29 protein-coding genes, 1 tRNA gene and 1 pseudogene are annotated in these 26,044 nt (G+C 70.2%); 24 read left to right on the plus strand and 7 right to left on the minus strand.

Annotated features, from left to right (window positions below; genetic code table 11):
* The first annotated feature begins 93 nt into the window (after positions 1 to 93).
* The gene (locus tag ABIE44_RS17970; protein ID WP_209714401.1) at positions 94 to 915 is read left to right on the plus strand and encodes an aminotransferase class IV; all 822 of its coding nucleotides are present in this window, start codon (positions 94 to 96) and stop codon (positions 913 to 915) included.
* Between the two features lie 16 nt (positions 916 to 931).
* Here ABIE44_RS17970 and ABIE44_RS17975 read toward each other — a convergent pair whose 3' ends face one another.
* The gene (locus ABIE44_RS17975) at positions 932 to 1,357 is read right to left on the minus strand and encodes an SsgA family sporulation/cell division regulator (RefSeq protein ID WP_209714399.1); all 426 of its coding nucleotides are present in this window, start codon (positions 1,355 to 1,357) and stop codon (positions 932 to 934) included.
* Positions 1,358 to 1,608: 251 nt separating this feature from the next.
* On the opposite strand from ABIE44_RS17975, the gene ABIE44_RS17980 reads away from it, so the two are divergent.
* The 3 genes from ABIE44_RS17980 to ABIE44_RS17990 all read left to right on the plus strand — a co-directional run bounded on the left by ABIE44_RS17980 (position 1,609) and on the right by ABIE44_RS17990 (position 2,398).
* Complete coding sequence (locus tag ABIE44_RS17980; RefSeq protein WP_209714397.1) at positions 1,609 to 2,067, plus strand: PGPGW domain-containing protein; 459 nt, start codon at positions 1,609 to 1,611, stop codon at positions 2,065 to 2,067.
* A gap of 63 nt (positions 2,068 to 2,130) precedes the next feature.
* Positions 2,131 to 2,202 (plus strand) — tRNA-Val (locus tag ABIE44_RS17985).
* 58 nt (positions 2,203 to 2,260) lie between these two features.
* A complete protein-coding gene (locus ABIE44_RS17990) occupies positions 2,261 to 2,398 on the plus strand; it encodes a hypothetical protein (RefSeq protein WP_209714395.1) in 138 nt (45 codons plus the stop codon).
* Positions 2,399 to 2,411: 13 nt separating this feature from the next.
* Here the strand turns inward: ABIE44_RS17990 and ABIE44_RS17995 are convergent, their stop codons facing one another.
* Complete coding sequence (locus ABIE44_RS17995; protein ID WP_209714394.1) at positions 2,412 to 2,837, minus strand: SRPBCC family protein; 426 nt, start codon at positions 2,835 to 2,837, stop codon at positions 2,412 to 2,414.
* A 69-nt stretch (positions 2,838 to 2,906) separates the two neighbouring features.
* Here ABIE44_RS17995 and ABIE44_RS18000 point away from each other — a divergent pair, with 69 nt between their 5' ends.
* Complete coding sequence (locus ABIE44_RS18000; RefSeq protein ID WP_209714391.1) at positions 2,907 to 3,968, plus strand: NAD(P)H-dependent amine dehydrogenase family protein; 1,062 nt, start codon at positions 2,907 to 2,909, stop codon at positions 3,966 to 3,968.
* Positions 3,969 to 3,972: 4 nt separating this feature from the next.
* On the opposite strand, the gene ABIE44_RS18005 is transcribed toward ABIE44_RS18000, so the two are convergent.
* Both ABIE44_RS18005 and ABIE44_RS18010 read right to left on the minus strand, forming a co-directional pair.
* Positions 3,973 to 4,587: a TetR family transcriptional regulator gene (locus ABIE44_RS18005; protein ID WP_209714389.1), complete on the minus strand. Its 615-nt coding sequence runs from the start codon at positions 4,585 to 4,587 to the stop codon at positions 3,973 to 3,975.
* Between the two features lie 2 nt (positions 4,588 to 4,589).
* The gene (locus ABIE44_RS18010; RefSeq protein WP_209714387.1) at positions 4,590 to 5,387 is read right to left on the minus strand and encodes an SDR family NAD(P)-dependent oxidoreductase; all 798 of its coding nucleotides are present in this window, start codon (positions 5,385 to 5,387) and stop codon (positions 4,590 to 4,592) included.
* Between the two features lie 46 nt (positions 5,388 to 5,433).
* Between ABIE44_RS18010 and ABIE44_RS18015 the strand changes: the two genes are divergently transcribed.
* The 5 genes and pseudogenes from ABIE44_RS18015 to ABIE44_RS18035 all read left to right on the plus strand — a co-directional run bounded on the left by ABIE44_RS18015 (position 5,434) and on the right by ABIE44_RS18035 (position 9,936).
* Positions 5,434 to 5,904 (plus strand): nuclear transport factor 2 family protein, encoded by a 471-nt coding sequence (locus tag ABIE44_RS18015; protein WP_209714385.1) that lies wholly within the window; start codon positions 5,434 to 5,436, stop codon positions 5,902 to 5,904.
* Positions 5,901 to 6,686: an SDR family NAD(P)-dependent oxidoreductase gene (locus tag ABIE44_RS18020; protein WP_209714383.1), complete on the plus strand. Its 786-nt coding sequence runs from the start codon at positions 5,901 to 5,903 to the stop codon at positions 6,684 to 6,686. The genes ABIE44_RS18015 and ABIE44_RS18020 overlap by 4 nt, the downstream gene beginning before the upstream one ends.
* Positions 6,687 to 6,722: 36 nt before the next feature.
* A complete protein-coding gene (locus ABIE44_RS18025; protein ID WP_209714381.1) occupies positions 6,723 to 7,418 on the plus strand; it encodes an NADPH-dependent F420 reductase in 696 nt (231 codons plus the stop codon).
* Positions 7,419 to 7,464: 46 nt separating this feature from the next.
* Positions 7,465 to 9,385 (plus strand): annotated as a pseudogene (thrS, locus tag ABIE44_RS18030) (threonine--tRNA ligase).
* Positions 9,382 to 9,936 (plus strand): HIT family protein, encoded by a 555-nt coding sequence (locus ABIE44_RS18035; protein ID WP_502912747.1) that lies wholly within the window; start codon positions 9,382 to 9,384, stop codon positions 9,934 to 9,936. The pseudogene thrS and the gene ABIE44_RS18035 overlap by 4 nt, the downstream one beginning before the upstream one ends.
* 87 nt (positions 9,937 to 10,023) lie before the next feature.
* Here the strand turns inward: ABIE44_RS18035 and ABIE44_RS18040 are convergent, their stop codons facing one another.
* From ABIE44_RS18040 to ABIE44_RS18050, 3 genes are all read right to left on the minus strand, one after another.
* Complete coding sequence (locus ABIE44_RS18040; protein ID WP_209714378.1) at positions 10,024 to 10,659, minus strand: hypothetical protein; 636 nt, start codon at positions 10,657 to 10,659, stop codon at positions 10,024 to 10,026.
* 340 nt (positions 10,660 to 10,999) lie between these two features.
* Complete coding sequence (locus tag ABIE44_RS18045) at positions 11,000 to 11,626, minus strand: sortase domain-containing protein (protein ID WP_209714376.1); 627 nt, start codon at positions 11,624 to 11,626, stop codon at positions 11,000 to 11,002.
* A 71-nt stretch (positions 11,627 to 11,697) separates the two neighbouring features.
* Entirely contained in the window at positions 11,698 to 13,338 is a 1,641-nt protein-coding gene (locus ABIE44_RS18050; protein ID WP_209714374.1) for a sigma-70 family RNA polymerase sigma factor, read from the minus strand.
* A gap of 150 nt (positions 13,339 to 13,488) precedes the next feature.
* Between ABIE44_RS18050 and pgsA the strand changes: the two genes are divergently transcribed.
* From pgsA to ABIE44_RS18120, 14 genes are all read left to right on the plus strand, one after another.
* On the plus strand, positions 13,489 to 14,142 hold the full coding sequence (pgsA, locus tag ABIE44_RS18055) for a phosphatidylinositol phosphate synthase (RefSeq protein ID WP_209714372.1): 654 nt from the start codon (positions 13,489 to 13,491) through the stop codon (positions 14,140 to 14,142).
* Positions 14,143 to 14,186: 44 nt separating this feature from the next.
* The gene (gene pdxS, locus ABIE44_RS18060; protein WP_209714370.1) at positions 14,187 to 15,104 is read left to right on the plus strand and encodes a pyridoxal 5'-phosphate synthase lyase subunit PdxS; all 918 of its coding nucleotides are present in this window, start codon (positions 14,187 to 14,189) and stop codon (positions 15,102 to 15,104) included.
* Entirely contained in the window at positions 15,104 to 15,664 is a 561-nt protein-coding gene (locus ABIE44_RS18065) for a DUF6891 domain-containing protein (RefSeq protein WP_209714368.1), read from the plus strand. Before pdxS ends, ABIE44_RS18065 begins: the two co-directional genes overlap by 1 nt.
* Positions 15,665 to 15,785: 121 nt before the next feature.
* A complete protein-coding gene (locus tag ABIE44_RS18070; protein WP_209714366.1) occupies positions 15,786 to 16,799 on the plus strand; it encodes an AurF N-oxygenase family protein in 1,014 nt (337 codons plus the stop codon).
* A gap of 1 nt (position 16,800) precedes the next feature.
* On the plus strand, positions 16,801 to 18,474 hold the full coding sequence (locus ABIE44_RS18075) for an FAD-dependent oxidoreductase (protein ID WP_209714364.1): 1,674 nt from the start codon (positions 16,801 to 16,803) through the stop codon (positions 18,472 to 18,474).
* Positions 18,471 to 19,205: a TetR/AcrR family transcriptional regulator gene (locus ABIE44_RS18080; protein ID WP_209714361.1), complete on the plus strand. Its 735-nt coding sequence runs from the start codon at positions 18,471 to 18,473 to the stop codon at positions 19,203 to 19,205. Before ABIE44_RS18075 ends, ABIE44_RS18080 begins: the two co-directional genes overlap by 4 nt.
* A gap of 258 nt (positions 19,206 to 19,463) precedes the next feature.
* Positions 19,464 to 20,015, plus strand: coding sequence for an alternate-type signal peptide domain-containing protein (locus ABIE44_RS18085; RefSeq protein ID WP_209714359.1), 552 nt, complete (start codon positions 19,464 to 19,466; stop codon positions 20,013 to 20,015).
* Between the two features lie 25 nt (positions 20,016 to 20,040).
* Positions 20,041 to 20,652, plus strand: coding sequence for a signal peptidase I (locus tag ABIE44_RS18090; protein WP_209714357.1), 612 nt, complete (start codon positions 20,041 to 20,043; stop codon positions 20,650 to 20,652).
* The gene (locus tag ABIE44_RS18095) at positions 20,649 to 21,356 is read left to right on the plus strand and encodes a hypothetical protein (protein ID WP_209714355.1); all 708 of its coding nucleotides are present in this window, start codon (positions 20,649 to 20,651) and stop codon (positions 21,354 to 21,356) included. Before ABIE44_RS18090 ends, ABIE44_RS18095 begins: the two co-directional genes overlap by 4 nt.
* Positions 21,349 to 21,957: a SipW-dependent-type signal peptide-containing protein gene (locus tag ABIE44_RS18100; protein WP_209714354.1), complete on the plus strand. Its 609-nt coding sequence runs from the start codon at positions 21,349 to 21,351 to the stop codon at positions 21,955 to 21,957. Before ABIE44_RS18095 ends, ABIE44_RS18100 begins: the two co-directional genes overlap by 8 nt.
* The gene (locus ABIE44_RS18105) at positions 21,957 to 23,045 is read left to right on the plus strand and encodes a signal peptidase I (RefSeq protein ID WP_209714352.1); all 1,089 of its coding nucleotides are present in this window, start codon (positions 21,957 to 21,959) and stop codon (positions 23,043 to 23,045) included. The genes ABIE44_RS18100 and ABIE44_RS18105 overlap by 1 nt, the downstream gene beginning before the upstream one ends.
* An 82-nt stretch (positions 23,046 to 23,127) precedes the next feature.
* Entirely contained in the window at positions 23,128 to 23,796 is a 669-nt protein-coding gene (locus tag ABIE44_RS18110; RefSeq protein WP_209714350.1) for a hypothetical protein, read from the plus strand.
* Positions 23,797 to 23,800: 4 nt separating this feature from the next.
* Complete coding sequence (locus ABIE44_RS18115; RefSeq protein ID WP_209714348.1) at positions 23,801 to 25,186, plus strand: LamG-like jellyroll fold domain-containing protein; 1,386 nt, start codon at positions 23,801 to 23,803, stop codon at positions 25,184 to 25,186.
* Positions 25,183 to 26,037, plus strand: coding sequence for a hypothetical protein (locus ABIE44_RS18120; RefSeq protein ID WP_209714346.1), 855 nt, complete (start codon positions 25,183 to 25,185; stop codon positions 26,035 to 26,037). The genes ABIE44_RS18115 and ABIE44_RS18120 overlap by 4 nt, the downstream gene beginning before the upstream one ends.
* Positions 26,038 to 26,044 lie beyond the last annotated feature (7 nt).

Below are 26,044 nucleotides of genomic sequence, written 5' to 3' on the forward strand. Positions count from 1 at the left end.
GGCGCGAAGAGAACATTAGCGGATGCTCACGCACCGGCCAATTCGGCCCCCCACTTGAGCGAGTTGCCGAGGACCAGCGCCTAGGCTCGACCCATGCGCGTCTGGTTCAACGGCTCGGTCCTCGAAGACCCCACAGCGGCCTCGATCCGCATCGACGACCACGGTCTGACCGTCGGCGACGGGGTGTTCGAAGCGGTCAAGATCGTCGACGGACAGCCGTTCGCGCTCACCCGTCACCTCGACCGTCTGGTGGGCTCCGCCGCAGGTCTCGGACTTCCTCAGCCTGACGTCGCGGAGATCAGGGAGGCGATCGCGGCGGTGACAGCGGGCCAGGATCTTCCCCTCGGACGGCTGCGGGTGACGTGGACGGCCGGTCCGGCACCGCTCGGGTCCGGTCGCGGGGGAGGGCCACCGACGTTGGTGGTGGTCGCCGCTCCGATGGAGGCGGCTGCTGCATCGACCGAGGCCGTGGTGGTGCCGTGGGTGCGCAACGAGCGCAGCGCGGTCGCCGGTCTGAAGACGACGTCGTACGCCGAGAACGTGGTCGCGCTGGCCTATGCCCGCGAGCGGGGAGCGACCGAGGCGATCTTCGGCAACACCCTCGGCAACGTGTGCGAGGGGACCGGTTCGAACCTCTGCTACGTCATCGACGGAGAAGCCCGTACGCCGACGCTGGCCTCCGGGTGCCTTGCGGGTGTCACCCGCGCACTCGTGGTCGAGTGGTGCGGTGTGCGCGAGGTGGACGAACCGATGTCCGTCCTCGACCAGGCGGAGGAGCTGTTCCTGGTCTCGACGACGCGCGACGTACAGCCGCTGCGCCGACTTGGTGACCGCGAGCTGCCGGCTCCTGGTCCCGTGACCCTCAGGGCGATGGAGACCTGGGCCGAGCGCGAGGCTGACGGCATCGACCCCTGACGGGACGTGCCGAGCCTCAGGCGCTCAGCAGCTCGGCGATCTCGTCGTCGAAGTCGATCAGGTCGGCCTCGGCGCCGAGGGCGACCTTGGCCAGCATCTGGCGGATGAAGTCCGACAGGGTGCGCGAGCTGACCTGGATCAGCACCTCGCCGCTCGGGGAGTTGAGCTCCAGGATCACCACGGCGCGACCCTCGGCGCTGAGGCACGGCCACACGTGGACGTCACCGTCGCCGGTCGGCTCGTAGAAACCCTCGATCAGAAGGTCGCGGGCGAACGTCCAGCGCACCGGCACCGGCTCACCCTTGAACAGGATGCTGACCGCGTACGGGTCGGCGGTGGTGTACTCGAACGAGGCCTGCAGCGGGGTCGACGTTCCCTCGGTGTCGACGAACTCCATCTGCATCGCTTCGGTGATTGCTTGAGAAGTGACTTCCTTCTGCATCGGTCATGCCTTTCAGGTGGCCGCGTCTGATGGAGAAAGCCCTCCCGCAAACTCCCAGCGCGACCCCCTGAGGGTGTGTCAGCCGTCACCCGGTGGCAAGTCCCGAGGGGGTATTTAGGCCCAAAACAGGGTGGTGGTCTAGCAAAATCGAGCGTGTGGTCTATTTTGGGGTCTGATTGGTCTAGTCCAGGTGGACAGCCGGGACGGACCCGCTCCCAGAGGTCTGAACAGGGTCCTGTCAGGCTGTGGCCATGACGACCCCGCCCGTTCCCGATCCGGAAGGCCCGTCGCGCTACCAGCGGCTCCATCACCACCTGCACCGCAACCGCGCCGTTGCCGCCACGACCAAGCTGGTCGTGACGATCATCGGCGGCGTCGTGCTGACCGGCGGCCTGATCATGATGGTGACCCCCGGGCCGGGCCTGGTCGGCATCGCGGCCGGCCTGGCGATCCTGGCGACCGAGTGGGACTGGGCGGACCGTTGGCTCCAGACCGCCCGGCGCAAGCTGGAGGAGGCGATCGAGGGCGAGACGGAGGAGGAGACCCGCAAGCGCAAGAAGCGGGCACTCATCACCACGATCATCACGGTCGGGACGGTGCTGGTCGTGACGGTCTACGTCTGGCTGCGCGACTGGCCGGGTTGGGCCGTGTCGGGCTGGAACCGGGCGCAGTCGGTGATCGGCTTCCTCCCGGAGCTGCCGGGCATGTGATGCCGATGTGAACCTGACGGTCCCGATGGGCTAAGGTTCACGTCGCACAACAGGTACGACATCGGGCGATTGGCGCAGTGGTAGCGCGCTTCGTTCACACCGAAGAGGTCACTGGTTCGAACCCAGTATCGCCCACCGATGAAGACGGCCCCGGCCTGCGCATGGATCCGCGCGCCGAGGGTATCCATCCGGCATGTTGACGCTGGTTCTCGCCGTGGGTCTCCCGCTAGTCGCAGCACTGGCCGTCTGGGCCTGGTACTGCCGCGACACGGGCACCCACGACCAGCCGCCGTTCGGCGAGCCGCGGTTCACCGACGACCGGCGCCGCTAGATCCGTCGCGCCATCAGTCGACCAGGCGCGAGAGGCCCTTGGTCAGCGAGGCACTGAGCGTCTTGGCCACCAGGTTCGCCATCCCGGGCAGGGGTGCGTCGAACCCGATCGTGTAGTTCAGCAGCGTGCCGCCGGTCGCCGTGGGGCTCAGCTCCTGACGACCCCAGTGGCCGCGCAGAGGTCCACCCTTGGTGATCGCGTACTCGATGAGCGAGTAGGGCTCCGCCTTCGTCGTCGTCTCCTCGAAGGCTGGCAGGAGGCCGATCTTGAGGCGTCGTACGGAACCCGCGCCGTTGCGCGAGTCCGTGCCGTCCTTGACCCGGCTGATCTTGGCTCCGAAGACGGGGCCGAGGTTCTCGTGCTCGGCGAGCTTCTCGAAGACGGTCTGCGGATCGGACTTGAACTCGTGCGTGACGTGGACGCGCTGGGGTGCTGGCATGCGGTGATCCTAGGAGGATGTCCGCGTCTGCACTAGAACACGTTCCAGTTTCCGACTACGGTCGGGCGCATGATCTCGACCATCGTCTGGGGGACCGGCAACGTCGGCCGCCTCGCCATCAAGGCTGTCGACGCGCACCCCGCCCTCGAGCTGTCCGCCGTCATCGTGCACAACCCCGCCAAGGTCGGGAAGGACGCGGGAGAGCTCGCCGGCATGGAACGCGAGCTCGGTGTCGTGGCGACCGACGACATCGAGGCGGTCCTCGCGGCGAAGCCGAGGGCGGTCGTCTACGGGGCGTCCGGGGACATCCGCCCGGACGACGCTCTCGCCGACGTGGTCCGGGCGATCGGCGCCGGCGCGGTCGTGGTGACCCCGGCGCTCTACGCGCTCTACGACCAGCGCAACGCCCCGGCCGAGGTTCGCGACCCGGTCGCCACGGCCGTCGAGTCCGGCGGCGGCTCGTTGTTCGCCAACGGGGTCGATCCGGGATGGGGCAACGACATCCTGCCGCTGCTGATCAGCGGCCTCGGGTCGCGGGTCGACGTGATCCGGTGCCAGGAGATCTTCGACTACACCACCTACGACCAGGAGGACTCGGTCCGCTACCTCGTCGGCATGGGGCAACCGATGGACTACGACGCCCCGATGATCGCCGCCACCGTGCCGACGATGGTCTGGGGAGGGCAGGTCCGCATGATCGCGCGCGGTCTCGGCGTCGAGCTCGACGAGATCCGCGAGGTCGTGGAGCGGCGCCCGCTCGAGCAGAGCGTGACCACGACGACGATGGGTGACTTCGAGGCCGGGACGCAAGGGGCGATCCGGTTCGAGGTCCAGGGCATCGTCGCCGGCGAGCCGCGGATCATCTGCGAGCACGTCACCCGCATCCACGCCTCCTGTGCGCCGGAGTGGCCGGTGCCGCCGACGGGTGACGGCGCCCACCGCGTGATCATCGAGGGGGAGCCGCGGATCGAGGTCAGCGTCGAGGCGACCGACGTGACCGGCAACCGGGCCGAGGGCGGCAACGCGACCGCGGTCGGACGCCTGGTGGGGGCGATCGAGTGGCTCGTCGCCGCCGAGCCCGGCTTGTACGACGCCCTGGACGTGCCGCTGCGGTACGGGACGTTGAGCTAGTTCGTCACGACGTCTCTGCCGGCTCGACGACCGGCCCCCAGGGGGCGCAGAGCAGCAGGCAGGCGCGGCGAAGGTCGGCCTCGGCCTCCGCGGCGGTGGACTCCCCGGCGACCGCCCAGGTGAGGACGCCGTACGCACACTGCTCGACCAGCCGGGCGAGGCGAAGGTCGGACTCGTCCGGGTCGGTGATGCCGGCGACGGTGAGGATGCGGTCACGCATGGTCGTGTCAGGCGCCACTGCCGTGGTCGACCGGACGACGTTGACCGAGTTGATCATCGCGCGGGCGAGCCGGGGGCTGCGCAGCATCGAGCGGCAGGCAGAGGCCATGAAGGCGGCGACCGCCTCGGCAGGCCTCGCACCGGGACGACGGGCGGCGGGCCGCAGCGCCTGGACGTTGCGGGCCAGCACCCCGGCGAACAGGTGGTGCTTGGAGGGGTAGTACCGGTAGAGCGTGCCGAGCGCCAGGTCGGCCTCGGCGGCCACCTGGGCCATCTGGACGTGCTCGAGCCCGTGGGCCGCGCCGAGCCGCGCCGCGGCGGCCAGTGCACGGTCGCAGCGCTCCTGCTGCTGCACCGTCGTCGGTACGGCGGGAGGGCGTCCTTCGGCTATTCGGGGCACGGCTACTCCTTGTCCAGGCCCATCAGCTTCTGGATGAACTGGTGTGCGCCGAGCACGACCTTCGCGCGGTCGGGGTGCGTGCGCATCGCGAGGTACTCGTCGTTGCCGGCGGCGACGTGCACGGGTCCGTTGGCCAGGTTTGCGAGCCCCTCACGGGCCACGTCGAGCGGTTCGGCGACCTTCATGCCGGGCACCTCGAAGTCCAGGCCCACCCGTTCCATCGCCGGCGTGCGGGTCACGCCGAGGACGAGCTCGAGGACGTCGACGCCGTGCTCGCGCAGCTCGAGCCAGAGGCTCTCGGCGAAGATCCGGCTGAAGGCCTTCGCGCCGCCGTACACCGTGTGGTGCGTCGAGCCCATGTACGACGCCATCGAGCCGACGAGCACGATCCCGCCACGTCCACGCTCGCGCATCGCGCGGCCGTAGTGCTGGACAAGGGTCAGCGGCGTCGTCACGTTGAGCGTGATCACCTGACCAAAGGCGTCCAGGTCGCCGTCGAGGAACTCAGCGCTGTGCGTGTTCGCGCCGGCGTTCAGGATCAGCAGACCGACCTCGACGTCGGAGGTCTCGGCGAGCACGTCTTCGACCGCCCCGGGGGCGGCCAGGTCGACACCGAGCGTGCGCACCTCGACGCCGAGCGCCCGGCAGGCGATCGCGGTCTCCTCGAGCGGGACCGGCTTGCGGGCGAGCAGGACCAGGTTGACCCCGGCGGCCGCGAGCTCGGTCGCGAAGGCGGACCCGACGCCCTCGGAGCCGCCGGCGATCACCGCCCAGGGTCCGTACTTGTCGAGATCGGTCACGAGTCGCACCTTCCGCATTCTTAGAATTCATTCTAGTGTCGTCAGCATGACCGACGACAGGCTGAACGCGCTAGAGGACCGACTCGCCCGGCTCGAGGACGAGCGCGCGATCACCCGCCTGATCGGCTGCTACGGGCCCTTGGTCGACGCTGCCGACGCCGATGCGGTTGCCGCCCTGTGGGCCGAGGACGGCACCTACGACGTCGAGGGGTGGGGGATGCGCAGCCGGGCCGACGTGCACGCGATGGTGCTCTCGCCGCAGCACCAGGGCTTGGTCACCGCGGGGTGCACCCACTTCCTCGGGCCGGTCGTCGTGACCGTCGAGGGCGACACCGCCGTCGCGGTCTGCGAGTCCGTGCTGGTCGTCCACCACAAGGAGCGGTTCCACGTGGCCCGCGCCGGGGCCAACCGGTTCGAGCTGGTGCGCAACGACGGGGTCTGGGAGATCCTGCACCGCACCACCCGGGCCCTCGACGGCGATGCCGCCGCCCGTGACCTGCTGGCGGTCGTGCGATGAGTGGCCAGCTGTCGGGTCGCGTCGCCCTGGTCACCGGGGGAGGTGCCGGCATCGGTGCCGGCCTGGTGCGCCGGTTCGCCGACGAGGGAGCCAAGGTCGTCGTCGCCGAGCTCGACGAGACGCAGGGTCAGGAGGTCGCGGACGCGGTCGGCGGGATCTTCGCGCGGTGCGACGTTGCTCGTCGGGTCGACGTGGAGGGCGCGGTCGAGGCTGCGCTGGCGGCGTACGGGGCGATCGACATCGTCGTCAACAACGCCTGGGGCGGCGGTTCGATCGGCCGCGTCGAGAACAAGACCGGTGAGGCCCTGAACGCCGGGATGGCGGTCGGCTACCTCGGGCCGTTCTGGGCCATGAAGGCTGCCTACCCGCACATGAAGGAGCGCGGCTGGGGCCGGATCATCAACATGGTCAGTCTCAACGGCGTCAACGCGCACGTCGGCTCGCTGGAGTACAACGCGGCCAAGGAGGCCCTGCGCGCCCTGACCCGTACGGCGGCACGCGAGTGGGCGCCGACCGGTGTCACCGTCAACGCGATCGCGCCGGCCGCCAAGAGCCAGGCGTTCCTGCGCGCGATCGGGGAGTACCCCGAGCTGGTCGCGCTCGCCGACGCCGCCAACCCGATGGGCCGGATGGGCGACCCGTACGACGACATCGCCCCGGTCGCCGTCTTCCTCGCCTCCGAGGGTTCGCGCTACCTGACCGGCAACACGTTGTTCGTCGACGGCGGTTCCCACATCAACGGTGTCGCCTGGGCTCCCGACCTGGATGCCGAGAACGACTGACGGAATGCCGCGGACGATCCCGCCGTTGCCGCCTGTATGACGACTCTGGGACTCATCGGAAGCGGAAACATCGGCAGCACCGTCGCTCGACTGGCCGTGGAGGCCGGGTACGACGTGGTGCTCAGCAACAGTCGGGGGCCCGAGACGCTCACCGACCTGGTCGACGAGCTCGGTGACTCGGCGCGTGCCGGGACCGCTGCGGAAGCTGCGGCTGCCGGGGACCTGGTGGTGGTGACGGTGCCGCTCCGGGCGGTCGACGACGTACCGGTCGAGGAGCTGCGCGGCAAGGTCGTCATCGACACCTGCAACTACTACCCGCAGCGCGATGGTCACATCGCCGCTCTGGACGACGAGACGACCACCACCTCCGAGCTGGTGCAGGCGCACCTCCCGGAGTCGCGTGTGGTGAAGGGCTTCAACAACATCTACTTCGAGCACCTGCGCGACCTGGCTCGGCCGGCAGGCGCGGAGGACCGCAGCGTGCTGGCGATCGCCGGCGACGACGCAGAGGCCAAGAAGACCGTCACGGAGTTCCTCGACCAGATCGGGTACGACGCCTACGACGTCGGGCCGCTCGCGGAGGGCTGGCGCTTCCAGCGGGACACCCCGGCGTACGCCGGTCTCTACGTCGACGGCGACCTGAGCGTGTGGCCGCCTCAAGGCGTACGTCGGGCCGACGCCGACCTGCTGCGCGAGAAGCTCGCGGAGGCCAAGCGCTACCGGGACCTCTGAGTCAGCCGGGAGAAACCCGGTGGCACCACCTCGATAGCATCCTGGGGTGACCAAAGCCTGGGAGTTGTTCAAGGACGAGCCGGACGTGATCGCGGCGCGGGTCGATGGTGCCCTCAAGGACCTGTCGTACGAGATCGTCGAGGGTGAGACGGTCGAGGGCGTGCTGATCGACAGCGCCGACGGTCGCGACATCCTCCGCCACTCGACGGCGCACGTGCTGGCCCAGGCGGTCCAGGACCTGTTCCCGGAGGCCAAGCTCGGCATCGGCCCGCCGGTCGAGAACGGCTTCTACTACGACTTCGACGTCGAGACCCCGTTCGTGCCCGAGGACCTGGTCAAGATCGAGTCCCGGATGAAGAAGATCATCAAGGAGAACCAGAAGTTCTCCCGCCGGGTCACCAACGACGACGATGCCCGCGTCGAGCTGGCCGACGAGCCGTACAAGCTGGAGCTGATCGGTCTCAAGGGCTCGGCTGCGGACGCGGCGGAGGGCGCGAGTGCCGAGGTCGGTGCCGGCGAGCTCACCATCTACGACAACCTCAACCGCAACGGCGAGGTCGCCTGGAAGGACCTGTGCCGCGGTCCGCACCTGCCGACCACCAAGCGGATCCCGGCGTTCAAGCTGATGCGCAGCGCCGCGGCGTACTGGCGCGGTGACGAGAAGAACAAGCAGCTCCAGCGGATCTACGGCACCGCGTGGGAGACCAAGGAAGCCCTCGACGAGCACCTGCACCGGATCGAGGAGGCCGAGCGCCGCGACCACCGCAAGCTCGGTCGCGACCTCGACCTGTTCAGCTTCCCCGACGAGATCGGGTCCGGCTTGGCGGTGTTCCACCCCAAGGGTGGCGTGCTCAAGCGGGTCATGGAGGACTACGTCCGCCAGCGCCACATCGAGGAGGGTTTCGAGTACGTCGGCACTCCGCACATCACCAAGGACCAGCTCTTCTACACCTCCGGCCACCTGCCGTACTACGCGGACACGATGTTCCCGCCGATGGAGTTCGAGGGCTCGAACTACATGGTGAAGCCGATGAACTGCCCGATGCACAACCTGATCTACCGCTCGCGCGGCCGGTCCTACCGGGAGCTGCCGCTGCGGCTGTTCGAGTTCGGCTCGGTCTACCGCTACGAGAAGTCCGGCGTCGTGCACGGACTGACCCGCGTGCGCGGCCTGACCCAGGACGACTCGCACTCCTACGTGACCGCCGAGCAGGCGCCAGGGGAGATCAAGCACCTGCTCGAATTCGTGCTCGGCCTGCTCAAGGACTTCGGGCTGGATGACTTCTACCTCGAGCTGTCGACCCGTGACGACTCCAAGCCGGACAAGTTCGTCGGCTCCGACGAGGACTGGGCGATCGCCACCAAGGTGCTCGAGGACGTCTGCATCGAGTCCGGTCTCGAGCTCGTGCCGGATCCGGGCGGTGCCGCGTTCTACGGCCCCAAGGTCTCGGTCCAGTGCCGCGACGCGATCGGTCGCACCTGGCAGATGTCGACCATCCAGTACGACTTCAACCAGCCGGCCCGCTTCGAGCTCGAGTACAACGGCTCCGACGGCCAGAAGCACCAGCCGGTGATGATCCACTCCGCCAAGTTCGGCTCGCTCGAGCGGTTCTTCGGCGTGCTCGTCGAGCACTACGCCGGAGCGTTCCCGCCGTGGCTCGCGCCGGTGCAGGTCCAGGCGATCCCGGTCGCCGACACCTTTGCCGACTACCTGTACGACGTCCGCCGCCAAGATGAAGGCCGTCGGCATCCGCGTCGAGGTCGACGACAGCGACGACCGGATGCAGAAGAAGATCCGCAACGCGCAGCTGCAGAAGGTGCCGTTCATGCTGATCGCCGGTGCCGACGACGTCGAGGCGGGTGCCGTCTCGTTCCGCTACCGCGACGGCCGTCAGGACAACGGCGTACCGATCGACGAGGCCATCGCCCGCGTGGCGGAGGCCGTGGCGACCCGGGTCCAGGTGTGACGGACGCGGGTCAGGCCGACGAGCAGCTCCACCAGGACGGACTGGGGGAGTCCGACCAGCTCGAGCGTCTCTGGACGCCGCACCGGATGGCTTACATCCGGGGCGAGAGCAAGCCGGTGGACGACTCGGAGTCGGAGTGCCCGTTCTGCCGGATCCCGGGCCTCGACGACGAGGCGGGCCTGGTGGTGCACCGGGGGACCACGGCGTACGTCGTGCTCAACCTGTACCCGTACAACTCCGGCCACCTGCTGGTCTGCCCGTTCCGGCACGTCGCGGACTACACCGACCTGACGACCGAGGAGACCCACGAGGTCGCCGCCCTCACCCAGACCGCGATGCGCACGATCCGTGTCGTCAGCGGCGCCCAGGGTTTCAACCTCGGTATGAACCAGGGTCCGATCGCCGGCGCCGGGATCGCGGCGCACCTGCACCAGCACGTGGTGCCGCGCTGGTCGGGCGACGCCAACTTCATGCCGGTGATCGGCCGCACCAAGCCGCTCCCGCAGCTGTTGACCGAGACGCGCTCGCTGCTCGCCGGCGCCTGGTCCTAGACGCACGCAGAAGCAGGGCCCCGCGCCTAAGCGCGAGGCCCTGCATCCCCGAGTCAGCTCCCTCCCCCCAGAGCAGGGAGCTGAGTCTCAGGCGCTCCGGACGCGCCGGGCGCGCACCGCGAGGGCCGCCCCCGACGCACTGACCAGAGCGCCGCCGGCGAGGACGAACGACAGGGTGAGGCTGTCGTCGTGGGCCTCGGAGGCTGCGACCGGACCGAGCCCGGCGTCGATGCGGGTCGGGGTGACGAACTGGTCGGTCGGGCCACCGGCGCCGTTGCCCCCATTGCCACCGTTCCCGCCGTCGCCACCCTTGCCGTCGCCGGGCTGGTCGGAGTCGCCCGGCTCGTCGCCGCCGCCGGAGCCGTTCTTGTCGCCCGGACCATCGCCACCGTCACCGGGGCAGGTGCCGTGGGTCGGGCACGGCTCCGGGTTCGTGATCACGCCGCCCGGACCATCGCCCGGGTTGCCGCCGCCACCGGGGTTGTCACCGCCACCGGGGTTGTCACCGCCACCGGGCTCGCCCGGCTCGTCGCAGTGACCGCCGCGGCGCGGTCCACCGGGGACCGGGCACGGGTTCGGCTCGGGGTCGGGGTCGACCACCGAGGTCTTGATGTCCGACGCGCCGTGCGGTGCGTCGACGGCCTGGGCTGCGCCCGGGACGAGGCTGAGGGCGGCGGTGGCCAGCGGCGTGGCGACCACCAGCGTGCGAGCGATCTTGTTCATGGCTTCTCCTGTGAGCTTGTGGGTTCGAGGTGTCGTTCTTCTGGAGGTAGGAGCACCGGCGCCCGGAGTCCTTGCAACTTTTCGCGGACTGTTTTCGCCGAGAGGGCACAGATGTCCCACCGCACAGGCCCGAGAGGTCCCAGATGTCCCGCCGTACAGGCCCGAGAGGGCTCAGATGCCCGGTGGCGCGGGGCATCTGAGCCCCCTCGGCGCTCTGGCGCGGGACATGCCAGCCCCCTCGGCGCTTTGGCGCGGGACATGCCAGCCCCCTCGGCGCTCTGGCGCGGGACATGCCAGCCCTCTCGGCGCTCTGGCGCGGGACATGCCAGCCCGCTCGGCGTCAGGGGGAGATCAGGTGGGCGTAGACGACCGTGTTCTCCGGGTACATCCGGGTGACCGGGTCGGGCGTCCCGCCGCAGGTGATCAGCCGGAGGACGGCCTGGTCAGTGCTGCTCCAGATGCGCTTGGTGGGCAGCGAGTCCTTCTTGTTCTGCTCCACCGCGTCCACCGCGAAGACGCCGACCCCGTCGGTACGCCGTACGGTCACCCGGTCGCCCGGGCGCAGCTTCGCCAGGTCGGCGAACACGTCGTCCCCGGCTGGTCCGTGCACGTGCGCGACGATCACGGCAGGTCCGCGCGCCCCGGGACGCGGGCCGAGGTCGTACCAGGCGGCATCGCCGAAGTCGGGCGTCTGCATCGCGCCGTCGGGCTTCAACCCGATGCCGTGGAGGGCCTCGTCGACCTTGATCCTCGGGATCACCACCCGGGTCGGACGCCCCACGTGGCGTGGAGCGGCCGCCGGCGTCATGACCGGTACGACGGTCGGTGGGGCAGCCGCAACGGTGACCGTGGCAGTCGGCCGGTTCTCGAGGTGCGGGGCGCTCGACGCTCCGCCGCAGCTGCTCAGGGTCGATACGCCGAGCAGGGCGGCGCCGGTGACGACGCCGGTACGGATCAGGTGCTTCATGGGGGCCTCCGGGGGCTCGTGGGTCTCACGAGTGGGAGGCCGGAGGTGACCCGGTTCTTACAAGTTTCCGCTCACCCCGGGCAGGGCGTGGCCTCGATCGTGCTGGCCGGCCCGGTGGTGGTGTTGCCGAACCGGTCGGTGGCCACGACTCGGAAGGTGACCGGGCCGCCGAACGTGAACGGGCCCATCGAGGCGACCCAGCGCGACCCGGACCGGGTCATGGTCGCCGTGTCCGCACCGTTCGGTCCGGACCACGTCAACCGCACCGAGGTGAGCCTGCTCTGGTCCGTGACCGTCGCGCGGACCTGAACGGTCTGCTGCTCGCACGACGGGGCCTGGCTCGCGGTCGGGGCTCCGACCTGCGGCGCGTTCTGCTCGTTCAGGGACACCGCGACCGTTGCGCTGCCGTCCTCCCACCGGATCCTGACCCGACCGGTCGAACGACCCTCCTCGACGCGGTTGCGGTTCGCGCGGATCGACAGCGTCGTCGACGCTCCGGGCTGGAGGGTGCCGGAACCCGGGACAGCACTGAGCCAGCCGGAGTCGGGGGCGACGGTGAACGCGACCGGCGATCCGCCGGTGTTGGTGAGCCTGGCAATGCCACGCGTGCCGCGGGTGCCGAGGTTGATCGAGGTCGTGGAGACGGAGATCGTGCCGGCGCTCGCGGTGGGTTCTTCCGAGGCGCTCGGCTCTGCGGTCGCGGGCGCCGTCGGGGCCGTCGTCGTGGGCGCGAGCGTCGGCGCAGAAGCCGACGGTGCCGGCGCGGGCGACTCGGTGACCTGGGCGGATGCGTCGCTCGCTTTGTCGTCCTCGGGCCACGCCACGACGGCCGTGACGGAGGCCGCCGCGACCAGCGCCGCCGCGGCGGCAGCGCCCGCGCTGCGGCTCCGCCACCTGCTCGTCGCTGTCGGGGTGCCCGAGTAGGCGACCAGCTGGGTGTCGTCGAGCACCCGGTCGCGCAGCGAGAGCGGGGCGACGAACACCGGGACGCCGGCCAGCAGCATCCACGGGCTGACGATCTTCTTGCGGCGCTCGCCGCAGGTCGAGCAGTTCTCGACGTGGCGCGCGACGCGCTTGCGGATCAGCGGGGAGAAGGTGCCGTCCCAGTCGACGAGCAGTGCGTCCAGCTCGTCGCAGTCGTGGCGGCCCAGGCGCGCGACCAGCAGCGCGCCGAGGGACTTGTCGACCTGGGCCCGGAGGCGATTCAGCATCACGTAGGCGTTGGCGGCGCTCACGCCCATCGCCTCGCCGAGCTCCGCGCCTTCCAGGCCCTGGCGCAGGTGCAGGTCGAGCAGCGCGCGGTCGCGGTCGGCCAGACCGGCAGCTGCGTCCCAGACCAGCTGCTGCAAGGCGGCGGTCTCGGCGGACTGCTCCGGGGTGGCTCCGTCGTCAGCCATCTGGATCAGCTGCTCGTCGTCGCCGTAGGAGACGCGCTTGCGGGCCTTCAGCTTGCGCAGGCACTCGCTGCGCACGATCGCGTAGAGCCACGGGCGCAGGCGGTCGGGGTCGCGGAGTTGGCCGAGCCGCTCGGCGAAGAGGATGAACGAGTCGGCCACGGCGTCCGCAGCGTCCTCGCGGTGGCGCAGCATCGAGTACGCGAAGTCGTAGAGCTTCGGCCCGTACCGGTCGTACACCGACGCGAAGGCCTCCCGGTCGGCCTGCAGGACGCGCGCAACCAGCTCTGCGTCGGTCGGACCCGAGAGCGCGTTCACGCTCGGATCCTACGGCGCAGAGCACGGCGGTCACGTCCTCGCGAGGCATCCTCAGGTCTCCTGTTCCGGTCGTCGTACACAGGTAGGAGGCGTCGGGGGACGAACCCTTGCAACTTTTCGGCACCTTTCTGCCGGTAGCCTGCTGCCACCATGCTTGAGAGATTCCGCCAGTTCTGGACCAACATCTGGGCCCCGCTCGCCAACCTGTTCATCCGGCTGGGCATCAGCCCCAACACGGTGACGTTCGTCGGCACGCTCGGCGTCGTCGCCGGCGCCGTGATCTTCTTCCCGCAGGGCAAGCTGCTCGCGGGCGTGCTGTTCATCACCGCGTTCGTCTTCAGCGACATCATGGACGGCTACATGGCCCGGCTGACCGGGAACACCTCGAAGTTCGGGGCGTTCTGGGACTCCACGCTGGACCGCATCGGTGACGCAGCCATCTTCGGCGGCCTGGCGATGTACTACGTCGGTCCCGGCGACAACGACTGGCTCGCGGCGCTCGCGATCTACTCGCTCTCGATGGGGTCGGTGACCTCCTACGCCCGGGCTCGCGCGGAGTCCCTCGGCCTGCAGGCCAAGGTCGGGATCGCCGAGCGTGCGGACCGCCTCGTCTTCATCCTGGTGACCACCGGCGTCGCGGACCTGATCAACATGGTCGGCGGCGGCGAGGACTGGCTGATCGCGATCCCGATCGCGCTGGGTCTGCTGGCGGTCGCCAACACGATCACGGTCGTCCAGCGGGTGCTGGTGGTCCGGGACCAGGTGCTCGCCGAGATCGCTGCCGAGCAGGCGTCCGAGAACTGACCCCCACGAGGGGATCCAGGGGCGAGCGCACGTAGGCTTGCCCCATGTCCGCAGAGCAGAACAGTTCCCCCGAATTCGCCTCCAGCACCGGCACCTCGCGCGTGAAGCGCGGGATGGCGGAGATGCTGAAGGGCGGCGTGATCATGGACGTCGTCAACGCCGAGCAGGCGAAGATCGCCGAGGACGCCGGCGCCGTCGCGGTGATGGCGCTGGAGCGCGTTCCTGCGGACATCCGCGCCCAGGGTGGCGTGTCGCGGATGAGTGACCCGGACATGATCGACGGCATCGTCGAGGCCGTCTCGATCCCGGTGATGGCCAAGGCCCGGATCGGCCACTTCGCCGAGGCGCAGGTGCTGCAGTCGCTCGGCGTCGACTACATCGACGAGTCCGAGGTGCTGACCCCGGCCGACTACAGCAACCACATCGACAAGTGGGCCTTCACGGTTCCCTTCGTGTGCGGTGCGACCAACCTCGGTGAGGCGCTGCGCCGGATCACCGAGGGCGCGGCGATGATCCGCTCCAAGGGCGAGGCCGGCACCGGTGACGTGTCCAACGCCGTCACCCACATGCGCACGATCCGCGGCGAGATCCGCCGGCTCGGTGCCCTGCACGACGACGAGCTGTACGTCGCGGCGAAGGAGCTGCAGGCGCCGTACGAGCTGGTCAAGGAGGTCGCGACCAACGGCAAGCTCCCGGTGGTGCTGTTCACCGCCGGCGGCATCGCCACCCCGGCCGACGCGGCGATGATGATGCAGCTCGGCGCCGAGGGTGTGTTCGTGGGCTCGGGCATCTTCAAGTCCGGCAACCCGGCCCAGCGGGCCGAGGCGATCGTCAAGGCCACCACCTTCCACGACGACCCCGACGTGGTCGCCAAGGTTTCGCGAGGGCTCGGCGAGGCCATGGTCGGCATCAACGTCGAGGACATCCCGCAGCCCCACCGCCTGGCCGAGCGCGGCTGGTAGTGGGACGGCGCGAGCGCCGTACCGAGGGCAACCGGGCCTGGGTGGACGTCGTCGTCCGCTCCGGTCTCGGCACCTCTGAGGCGGTGCGTCAGCAGGTGGTCGAGGCGCTGCGCGCCGACCACAAGGAGCTGGACGCACCGAGCACCGCCGACGCGTGGATCGCGGAGGCGCGGGCCCGCTGGGACGCCGACGCGGCCGGATGGCCGGCGACGACCAACTACGACCGGCTGCAGGTCGCGTTCGCCTCGCTGGAGGCCCGTGGGGTCGTCGTCCTGCAGGGCTGCGCGGACCACTGGGCGGCGCGCGACGAGCTGGACCGCGCCGACCCGAAGCCGGTCGGCATCGCCTGGTTCACCGCGCCCGACGTCTGGCACGCCGTCGACGAGGGCATGCTCGAGGTCAACCTCTGGCACGGCACGACGGCGAACGCCGCGCCGGGGGACGAGCTGCTCGTCGAAGCCCTGGCAGCGTTCGCGGACGCCGGTCTGGGCGCGCACTTCGACGAGGGTCGCATCGAGGTCGCGGCGCACTGGCAGCGGCGTCCGGAACAGGTGACCTGAGACACGTTCCACGCGGGAGAAGGAATTACTGTGACACGAAGTCACAGATACCTATTTACATGTGACGCGGTGTCACACTAACGTCGTGAGGAGTCCGACAACGACGTCACGAGGAGTTCCGATGACCGCCGCGACCCAGACCTACGAAGAGAAGCTGCAGACCCTGTCCGAGGGGTCGGTCCACCAGCACTTCGACCCGTGGATCGACATCGACTGGGACAACCCGGACTACGCGATCCACCACGACGACCCGCGCTGGGTGCTTCCGAAGGCGGATGCCCTGGGTCGCAGCGAGTGGTACCAGGCGCTCCCGCTGGAGCGGCAGATCGAGATCGGTCTGTGGCGCCAGGCGAACGTGACCAAGGTCGGCCTGCAGTTCGAGAACATCCTGATCCGCGGGCTCATGGAGTACGTGATGGGTCTGCCGAACGGGTCGCCGGAGTACCGGTACGTCACCCACGAGGCGACCGAGGAGACCCACCACACCCAGATGTTCCAGGAGTTCGTCAACCGCACCGGGATCGACGTCCCGGGCGGGCCGCGCTACTTCCGTGCCCTCGCGCCGTTCCTGCCGCTGGCTGCGCGGCCGCTGTCGATCGTGTTCTTCATGGGGGTGCTGGCCGGCGAGGAGCCGATCGACCACCTGCAGAAGGCGATCCTGCGCGAGGGCACCGACGGCACCGTGATGCACCCCTTGCTCACCCGGATCATGCAGATCCACATCGCCGAGGAGGCTCGGCACATCTCGTTCGCCCACGAGTACCTCAAGCGCAACGTGCCGCGGGTGGGCCGCTTTCAGAAGGGTGTCCTCTCGGTCGTCTTCCCGGTGATCATGCGTCTCCTCGGCGACGCGATCATGGTGCCCGGCAAGGAGATGACGAAGCAGGTGGGCGTCCCGAAGAAGGTGCTCCAGGAGACCTTCTGGGACAGCCCCGAGGCGCGCGCGATGCTCAGCGACGTCTTCTACGACGTGCGCGCCCTGGCCGAGGAGCTCGACCTGATGAACCCGGTCTCGCGCCGGGTCTGGAAGGCGTTGAAGATCGACGGCGCCGGCGCCCGCTACCGCAGCGAGCCGGTGAAGCCCAGCAGCCGGAAGTCCAGCGACCGGAAGCCCAGCGTCCGCAAGGCAGCCTGAGATGCCGTACGTCGTGACGCAGTCCTGCTGCAGCGACGCCTCCTGCGTCGTCGCCTGCCCGGTCAACTGCATCCACCCGGCCCCCGGCGAGCCCGGGTTCGCCGAGGCCGAGATGCTGTACGTCGACCCGAAGGCCTGCGTCGACTGCGGCGCCTGCACGACCGCGTGCCCGGTCGACGCGCTCAAGCCGCACACCAAGCTGACTGACGCCGAGCTGCCGTTCCTGGCGCTGAACCGTCTCTACTTCGAGAACCAGCCGCACGCCGACCGGACGCCGCTCGCGCTGGTACCCGCTGTCCGCGCGGTCGACCGGGACATCCGTGTCGCGGTGGTCGGCGCCGGCCCCGCCGGCCTGTACGCCGCGGACGAGCTGCTCAAGCACGCCGGGGTGAGTGTCGACGTCTTCGACCGGCTCCCCACGCCGTACGGACTGGCGCGGGCGGGGGTGGCTCCGGACCACCAGCACACCAAGCAGGTCACCAAGCTGTTCGCCGCGATCGAGGGCCAGCCCGGGTTCCGCTACCGGCTGAACGTCGAGGTGGGGCCGGACAGTGCTGCCGGGGTCACCCACGAGTGGCTGACGCAGCGCTACGACGGTGTCATCTACGCCGTCGGTGCCTCGCGCGACCGGTCGCTCGGCATCGAGGGCGAGCACCTGCTCGGCAGTGTCTCGGCCACGGACGTGGTGGGTTGGTACAACGGCCACCCCGACGCGCAGGACACCCCCGTCGACCTCGGTGGGGACCGGGTGGTCATCGTCGGCAACGGCAATGTCGCACTCGACGTCGCGCGCATCCTCACCGCCGACCCGGACTCGCTGCTCCCCACGGACACCGCGGCGCTGCCGCTGGCGACGCTGCGGGGCAGCAAGGTCTCCGAGGTCGTCGTGCTCGGTCGGCGCGGGCCCGCGCAGGCGGCGTTCACCGTGCCCGAGCTGATCGGTCTGGCCGGGCTCGACGACGTCGACGTCATCATCGACAACGGGGGAGAGGCGATCGTCGCGGACTCCGCCAAGACCGCGCTGCTCGCCGAGCTCGCCGAGCGCGCGCCGCGTCCCGGCCGTCGCCGGATCGTGCTGCGCTTCCAGACCGCGCCCGTGCGCATCCTCGGCCAGGAGAGCGTGTCCGGGCTCGAGGTCGCCCGGACCCGTCTGACCGAGACCGACGGACGCGTCCACGCCGTCGCGACCGACGAGGTTGAGGTCATCGAGGCGTCCATGGTGCTGCGCTCGGTCGGCTACCGCGGCGTTGCCGTGGACGGGCTGCCCTTCGACGAGACTTCGGGCACGGTCCCGAACACCAACGGCAGGGTCGTCCCGGGCACGTACGTCGCAGGTTGGATCAAGCGCGGACCGAGCGGCTTCATCGGCACCAACAAGGCGTGCTCCGAGGAGACCGTCGCGGCGCTGCTCGACGACGCTCAGGCGGGTCTGCTGGGCGAACCGCTCGGAACCAGGGCAGAGCTCGAGGACTTCTTCGCCGGGACCGACGTCGTGGACCTGGCCGGCTGGCAGGCGATCGACCGGCACGAGCTCGCGCTGGGCGCCGCGTCGGGCCGGGGGCGGGTCAAGCTGCTCGACGTCGCCGAGATGCTCGCGGTGACGCGCGCGGAAGTTCCCCGCAGACGTGTCGGCGGCGGCGGACGTCAGCGCTGGCCTCTAGGCTCCTCCGTGTGAGCAGCAAACCGACCGTTCCCGCGCCCTCGGGTGGCGGCGACGGTCGGGGCGAGCGCTGGGCCGCGCACCGGGAGGAACGCCGGGCGCAGATCCTCGACGCCGCCATCGTCGTCATCGAGCGCGAGCCGATCGGTGCCGAGATCCACGTCCGGCAGTTCGCCGAGGAGGCGGGGCTCGGCCGTGCCGTGCTCTACCGGCACTTCACCGACCGGGCCGACCTCGACCGCGCGATCCAGAAGCGGATCATCGAGCTGCTCATGGACGAGCTCGTGCCGCAGTTCGAGCTCTCCGGAACGATCCAGCAGATCATCGAGCGGATCGTGCACGCGTACGTCGCCTGGGCGGCCGAGCACCCCGCGCTGCACCGTATCGGCGCGTCCGAGAGCCAGGACGCCGAGCGCCTGGGTGACGTCATCCAGGCCACCGAGCAGATCGGCGGCCTGATCGCGATGCTCGTGACCTCGGGTGCGAGCCTGCTCTCGGTGGAGCTCGACGAGGACGACAAGCACATCCTCGACCCGCTGGTCTTCGGCATCGTCGGACAGGCGGTCGGGACCGTCCGGTTCTGGCTGGCCCGCGAGGAACAGGTGCCCTCGGCCGACGTGCTCGCCAACCACCTGGCCCGGTCGGTGTGGTTCCAGATCGAGGGCCACGCCCGCGACCGCGGCGCCGTCCTGGACCCGAACCTGTCGCTCGACGACCTGATCCTCGGAGCCCTGCGCGGCGACTGAATCGGAGTACAGCGCCGATGTCGATCATTTTGTCACTGACCTTGCGAGATGCTCCGTTTTACCTTCGCTGGCCCGGGCGTGTCCCGGTTTCCCGACCATTGTCCGATTAGCCGTTTTCGCGGTCTACACAAGGCTTTGACGTGGTCTGGGCGCGTAGGCATCTTGGGCAGTTCCACCCGAAGGGGTAACCCGGCCGTCGGTGCGTCGTTGAACTGCCCGAACGGTACAAACCTCACAAATCTCTCCTGGAGGAGAACCATGAAGAAGTCCACCAAGGGCGCTCTCGCCGCTGCCGCTGCTGGCACCCTGCTGCTGGGCGGCGCCAGCACCCTCGCATTCTGGGCCGACGACGCCTCCGTGGCCGGTTCGACCATCACTGCGGGCACGCTCGACCTCAACCAGACCGCGTGCGGTGACTGGGTGCTCGACGGCACGGGCGGCACCGGCGGTCCGCTGGCCGGCCGCCTGCTCGTCCCGGGCGACTCGCTGACCAAGCAGTGCACCTACACGATCAGCTCGACCGGCGACCACCTCGCCGCCAAGCTCGACGTCAGCGTGCCGACCAGCTCGGGTGACCTCAAGTCGGCTCTGTCGACCAACTCGTCGTCCTTCACCATCACCAAGGCCGGTGGCTCGCCGCAGACCGTCACCCCGGGTTCGTCGTTCAACTTCGACGAGGGTGACTACACCGTCGTCGCCGACTTCGCCGTCACGTTCCCCTACGGCTCGTCGGTCGACAACAGCTCGCAGGGTGACAGCGCGACCTTCGACGCCATCAGCCTGACCGTCACCCAGGTCAACAACCACTGATCCGCCCGCTCCAGGAGATTCGACGATGACGAACCAGCGCACCGTGCGCACCGTGGCCGGTAGGGCATTCGCCCTGCTGGTCGCGGGGTTCGTCATCGTTGTCCTTGGGGCGACGGTCCTCGTGCCTGCGGTCGGCGGCGGAACTGCGTACACGGTTCTCACGGGGTCGATGCGTCCGCAGCTGCCGCCGGGAACAGTGGTGGTCGTCCGGCCGGCCGCAGCTGACGACATCCGCGTCGGCGACGTGGTGACCTATCAGATTGAGTCGGGGAAGCCGACCGTCGCAACGCACCGAGTCGTGTCGATTTCCTTGGATGGTAAGGGCGACCGCCGATTCATTACGCAGGGCGACGCCAACGGAGCACCGGACCCCGAACCGGTGCGCCCGAAGCAGATCCGCGGAGTGCTCTGGTACGCCGTGCCCTACGTGGGCTACCCGGCCCGCATGGTCGACGGCGACATCCGTCGGCTCGCCGTGAGCGGTGCGATCCTGGTGCTGTTCGGCTACGCGGCGTTCTCCTTTGGGGGAGCGGCTCGGGACGGCATCCGCAACCGGCGAAACCGTCGCGACGGCACCACCGTCGCGTCAGAGGAGAACGTGAACGAGCAACGAGAGCTCCACGAGGTGGGGTCGTGAAGGCCCGCGTCCTGGCCGTGCTGCTCGCGCTGATCGGTGCGCTCGTGGCGGCCCTCGGGTCCGCTGCTCCGGCATCAGCGGCGGACGAGCTCGGGCTGAGCCCCGACGGCGTGACCTGGTCGGCGAACCTGCCGGCGCCGCTCTTCGACCCGGCGTTCCGCTGGGTCCCCGGCGACGTCGAGACGGCTTCGTTCTACGTGCGCAACCAGGACTCCGAGGCGGGCGTCCTGCAGGTCGTGATGGAGAGCACCCAGGTGCGCTCCCTGATCGACACCGGTGATCTTGAGGTCGCCGTCCGGGTCGGCGACTCCGAGTACGCCGCAGTCACGACCGCGGGTCCGCACACCCTCGTCCAGGGCGAGCAGATCCCTGCCGGCGAGGTCCGGCGCATCGACGTACGGATCACGTTCGAACCGGCATCCTCCAACGCCTCGCAGACCAAGCAGCTCGACCTGCGGTTCGGCGTGACCCTCAGCCAGGACACCTCGGTGCTCCCGCCCGACAACGGCGGGGACGGCGACGGTGATGGCAACGGGAACGGCGTCGCCGGTCCTGACAACAACGGCGTCCTCCCCGGGACCGGTTCCACGATCAGCCGTGGACTGCTCCTGCTCGCGGTGGTCCTCACCGCCGGCGGCCTCGGGCTCGTCGGCATCGGCCGCCGCAACCGCGACACAGACGAAAGGCAGACCTCCCATGCGTAAGCCCCAGCTCTCGAAGCTGCTCCGCGACGTCCGTTTCCAGGCGATCGCGAGCCTCGGCCTCGTTCTCGGTGCAGCTGCGACCGGCACCTACGCCTACTGGTCGGACTCCGCAGCCGTTGCCGGGTCGACCATCACCAGCGGGTCGATCGACCTGAAGGTGAACGGGACCGCCGGGAACCGGCTGGACAACGACAACGCCTACACGCAGCTGAGCTTCAGCAACATCGTGCCCGGGCAGAGCACCGCCGGTGTCATCACCGTGCGCAACAACGGTCTGTCCCCGCTGACCTACTACGCCCACGGGGCAGCGAGCAACGCCGACGGCAAGGGCCTCGGCGCTGCGCTCGTCGTCAAGGTCACCGGAGCGGCGACCAGGACTGCCTCGGGCTCGAGCTTCACCTGCGGCGGCGCGACCCTGGCGAACACGGGTACGTCGTTCTCGAACAACCTGGTCTCCTCGACGAACCCGCGCCAGCTCGCGGCCGGCACCGAGGAGACGCTGTGCATCGAGGCGACGCTGCCGACCGGCGCTGCGACCTCCCTGCAGAACGCGTCGACCAACGTCAGCTTCGCCTTCACCGCGAGCCAGATCATCCCGTGATGGACCTCCGAGCCCTGAACGCGCTGCACCGGACCGGCCGGGTGGCGCTCGCCGCCAGTGCCGTCGTCGGTGCGGCGTGCGCTGTGCTCACGCTGGTGGCCGTGCTGACCGGTGTCCGTCCGCTCGTCTTCCTGTCCGGCTCGATGTCGCCCGACGTCACGACCGGGTCGCTCGGCTTCTCGCGGTCGGTCGACGCGGCCGACATCAAGGTCGGCGACGTCGTGACGGTGACGACGAAGGTGGATGCCAAGGTCACGCACCGGGTGGTCGCCGCGACCCACCACGACGACGTCGTCACGCTGCAGCTGAAGGGTGACGCGAACCAGACCGCGGACGAGGAGCTCTACCGGGTGTCCTCGGCTCCCCGGCTGATGTTCGCCGTGCCGAAGCTCGGCTACCTGGTGAACTGGCTCTCGCACGCCCCCGGCAGCTACGTGCTCGCGCTCTACGTCGCCCTGATGCTGGTGGTCATCGCCCGCAGGAGGAACGTCGACTCGGGCACGACTCCCGGCCGTACGCCGGGACGCCACCGCACCCGCGAGCCGCAGGTCCTGATCCCGCAGCCGGTCCCCACGCGACGCAGCGGCAACATCCTGCCGCCACCGATCATGGTCGAGCCGGTGGTGCTCGCCCGGACCGCCCGCGGGCCGCGCCGTGCGGTCCTCGTCGGCAGTGCGCTCCTTGCAGGCGTGCTCGCGCTCTCGGGCTTCGGGGGAGCGACCTGGGCGGCGTGGACCGACGACGCGGCGGTCTCCGGGTCGACGATCACGTCGGGGACCTGGGTGGTGGCTCCTCCGGTAGCGCCGACCGTGACGAGCTGCGTCCGCTCCGGTAACGCGATCACCCTCACCTGGACCCAGGCCGTGGACCCGGCCAACTTCCAGATCCGGTACACCACGCCGAACACCACGGAACCGCTGCTGGCCGGCACGGTGCGCACCGCGACGACGTCGGTGGCCAACTTCAACAACCAGACCGGTCAGATCTGGGTCGTGGCGATCAACGGCAGCTCCACCTCGCCGCAGTCGAACCGTTACGCGTTCACCGGGAACGGAACCGGCAACGCCGTGTGCAACCCGGTTCCCTGACCGTTTCCCCTCAGGTCGGCACCCCACGGACCGATGGGGGTGCTGACGGGGTCCAGCCCAGGGCTCCCAAGGGGGCACGACCATGGACACCAGGAACAGCAGGACCACCCGCACGACGATCGCGGTCTGGGGGAGCAGCGCCCTCGCGGCCGTCGTGCTCGTCCTCGGCGTGAACGGCACCCTAGCCTCGTGGACCAGCGCGGTCATCGCCAACGACACGAACACCGCAGCGACGTCTGCCGCGGTGATCCTGCGCGAGGTCGGGCCCGGTCCTCAGACCTGCTTCTCCAGCAGCGGCGCCGGCAACAGCTACACGTGCAGCACGATCAACAAGTACGGCGGCACGGCCAGCCCGCTCGCTCCCGGCACGAACCAGACGACCGACGTCGTGTTCACCAACGTCGGATCGGCCTCCGCATCGACCTTCGTGCTCGGCACCGGGTCGTGCTCGCAGACCCCGACCGCGGGCAGCGGCACCCCTGCGGCTGCCAACGTGTGCACCAGCGGTGACCTGACGGTCGCGGTCTCGTGCTCCGACGGGGCCACCTACGCCAGCGGCTCGGCCTGGGCCGACCTGGTCCACGCCGCGAGCGCCCCGGGGAGCACGCCCGCCACGCTCACGCACACCGCGACGATCGCTGCGGGCGCGTCGTTCACCTGTCGGTTCACGGTCGCGGTCACGGCGGGAGCGTCGGTGCTCGCGCAGGGCGTCACCGTCTCGCAGCCGCTGACCTGGACCCTGAACGTCTGATCCGATGACCGCGCGTCGCCTGACGCTCGTCGCCGCCCTCGTGGCGGCGGCGGTGCTCGCGACCGGAACTACGGCGACGCTGAGCGGCTGGACCGCGGCGGTGGTGGCGAACCCGGGGTCCGACGCCGCGGCGGCCACCCTGGCCCTCGCGCACGCCTACCCGGGCGGGTCCTGCGCGATCACGGCGCGGGGGACCGGTGCCGTCAGCTGCTCCGGGTCGTTGCTGCCGTCCGCAGCCGTCACGGTCGGTGGCGTCTCAGCGACAGACACGTTGACCAACAACGGCACCCTGTCCGCCGCACGCCTCGTCTCCGAGGTCCGGGCGACGTCGTGCGGGCCGGTCGCGCTCGCGAACAGCCGGACCGCAGCCGATCCGTTGCTGCCGCGACTCGGCACCGCCTTCGGGCAGACCGACCCCTGGGGGGGCTCCGCAGCGGTGACCTTCAGCAGCGGCGGGTACGCCGCCGACGTCGTCGCGACCAGCACCGGCACCCTCCTCGGCTCGAGCTACAGCCTCGGAGTCTGGTTCAAGGTCGCGAACGGGTACGCCGCCGGCGGGCCGCTGATGAGCCTGGCGGCAAGCCCGGTCGACGGGAGCTCGGCAGCGTCGAGCCCGATGCTGTGGATGGACACCACCGGCAAGATCCGCTTCCGGCTCACCGGCACGCTGGGGACCTCCAGCAGCGGGGCGTCGGTGTCGTCGTACAACGACGGGGCCTGGCACCTGGCGGTGCTCAGCGTCGCGGCCACCCTGGTCTCCACCCCCACCCTGTACGTCGACGCGGCCGCCGGCGTGACCGGCCTGGGCCTGTCGGCGCTCACCGGCGGGAACGCGTACTGGCACCTGGGGTGGGCGGACTTCACCGGGGTCGCCGGTGCCCCCGCCGCCACCCTGCCCGGCTCGCTGGCCGGCGCCTTCGTGACCAGCTCGACGGTCAGCTCGGGGACCCGGTCCTCGTTGCTCGGCGCCGCGACGGGCAGCGCGTACGCGACCCTCGCACTCGGTCTCGCGGGATCGACGCACCTCTGGATGCTCGACGACTCCGGCACCTCGACCCACAGCGGAACACTCCCGGTCATCGGGGCGACCTCACCCTGCTCGATGGTCGACCTGGCCTGGAGCGCCACGACGCCGGCCGGAACCATCTCGGCCGGCGGCACCAAGCTGTCGGCGTTCGCCGACGGGTCCTGGCACACGATCGCCGCTCCAGCGCCGGGCGCCACGCAGAGCTGGGTCGCGACGGCGTCCCGTGACGCGACCTGGAACGCGTACGTCGCCGGGCTCCGCCTCGCGGTACCGGTGCAGCACCGCATCCAGTCGGCGCCGTCGGGCTCGGCCTGGTCGCGGACGTTCTCCTTCGCCGACGCGACGTCGGTGGTGATCGGGTGAGCACGGTGCGCCGGGCGCTGAGCTGGTCTGCCCTCGTGGTGGTGCTGACCGCGACCGTCGTGCTGCTCGGGTGGCGCGTTCACGGAGGTGGCTGGGCGCGCGTGGAGACACCGTCGATGGGCACGCGCGCGCCGGTCGGATCGCTGCTCTGGGTCGAGCCGGTCGATGTCGACGACGTCCGGGTCGGGGACCTGCTCACCTTCCGGCCTCCCGGCTCCGAGCAGACCTACAGCCACCTGGTCGCGGCGGTGAACAGCGACGGCACGCTGAGCACACGGGGCGCCATCACGGGCGCAGACCCGTGGCGCATCACCGCGGCAGAGATCGTCGGTCGGACGACGTGGGTCTGGCCGGGCGTCGGCTGGCTGGTGGTGGCCGCTCCCGTCCTCGGTGTGGGCGCGCTGCTCGTCTGGTGGGTCGTGCGACGGCTCCGCGACCCGGACCTGCGCGAACCCGTCGCGGTCCTGGGAAGCGCCGTCGTGCTCGCCGTCGCGCTCGTCGTGTACCGCCCGCTGCTCGGTGCGGAGCAGGTGACCTTCACCCCCGAGGACGGCAGTGCGCGAGCGACCTACGTCGGGACCGGGGTGCTGCCCGTCCGGCTGAGCGGCCGCGACGGCGCGTCGGTCGTGCTGCGCCCGGGAGAGGTCGGCGGGGTGACGGCAGCCGTCCCCGACGATGACGGGGGGACCCTGCCGGGGACGCAGCCGCGCCGGTTCACCGTGACGTTGGGCGCGGCGGTCGGCTGGCCGTGGTGGGCGGCTCTGGTGGGCGCCTGCTTCCTGCCTGCCGCCCTGACCACCGCGCGTACCACCGGGCGACGCGCTGCACGCAGTACGGCGGCCGTTCACTAAATTGGAG

Source organism: Marmoricola sp. OAE513, assembly GCF_040546585.1.
Taxonomy (GTDB): domain Bacteria; phylum Actinomycetota; class Actinomycetes; order Propionibacteriales; family Nocardioidaceae; genus Marmoricola.